Origin of the sequence: Nosocomiicoccus sp. HMSC09A07 (assembly GCF_001808485.1) — a bacterium.
Classification (GTDB): domain Bacteria; phylum Bacillota; class Bacilli; order Staphylococcales; family Salinicoccaceae; genus Nosocomiicoccus; species Nosocomiicoccus ampullae_A.
Map to the genome: position 1 here is coordinate 1 of NZ_KV793640.1, position 877 is coordinate 877.

2 protein-coding genes are annotated in these 877 nt (G+C 27.1%); both read left to right on the forward strand.

Features of this window, described 5'->3' with window-relative positions; translation table 11 throughout:
* Positions 1-43 precede the first annotated feature (43 nt).
* Positions 44-346: a hypothetical protein gene (locus tag HMPREF3177_RS07245; RefSeq protein ID WP_070458258.1), complete on the forward strand. Its 303-nt coding sequence runs from the start codon at positions 44-46 to the stop codon at positions 344-346.
* Positions 347-403: 57 nt separating this feature from the next.
* Positions 404-727 (forward strand): hypothetical protein, encoded by a 324-nt coding sequence (locus tag HMPREF3177_RS07250; RefSeq protein WP_070458261.1) that lies wholly within the window; start codon positions 404-406, stop codon positions 725-727.
* The last annotated feature ends 150 nt before the right edge of the window (positions 728-877 follow it).

Here is an 877-nt window from a genome sequence, read left to right on the forward strand (position 1 = left end):
CACTCAAAATAATAAGAGTGGTAGAAAAAAGGAGAAATGAAATATGTGTTATGCAATTGTAGAGAGAGAAAAAGGGACAGAATACATCATTGATAGTGTGTGTGAAAGTTCTAGTTATTACGAAACAGTTGAAGATTATCTTCAAGGCAGATTAAAAGACTTTGTCAGAGTCAACACATTTGAAGAACTTTGTAATTTCATCATTTTTGATGAATACGCTGAATATAAATCATTAATTGATATGAAATATAGTGAAAACGTTACTTTTGAAAATTATAAATCAGAATTTGAACGTATCGTAAATCATTATGACGACCATAAAGATATTGAGTTATTAATAATTTAGATAGCTTATGCTCTAGGTATCTAGAGCATAGCTTTAAATAGAAAGGAGTAATTAAATATGACAGTTAATTATGCTTATGAATATTTTGCAGAATACTTATTAGATGTACTTTCAGATAAAGAAGATATGGATTGGTCATATGTAGAGAGTGAATTACCACTAAATAAAATTGAAACGGAGTTATTACTTCAAGAATTAAAAGCAAAGACAGGAATAAAACTTTATTTTACTGAAATACATCTAAAATATATTTCTACTTTAGACAAGTTATATAACGGAGTTGATAAAGGATTTATTGAAATAGATTACTTTATAGAAACCCGACTAAAAGCTATAGAAGATTTATTAAAAGCATTGAAACTGGATTTACGTATATTTTAAAATTTGATCAATAAAAAAACTCCGATTTATCCTAATGGATAAATCAGAGTTTTAATATATACAAGGTAGTGCGTGATCTTATTTTCAATAAAATCACGCACCAATATTATATAAAAGCATGGTTGAAATGCTACGCATTTCTTTGATTCG

Coding starts and splice junctions, on each gene's coding strand:
- HMPREF3177_RS07245 (WP_070458258.1), top strand. CDS start 44: ATGTGTTATGCAATTGTAGAGAGAGAAAAAGGGACAGAATACATCATT.
- HMPREF3177_RS07250 (WP_070458261.1), top strand. CDS start 404: ATGACAGTTAATTATGCTTATGAATATTTTGCAGAATACTTATTAGAT.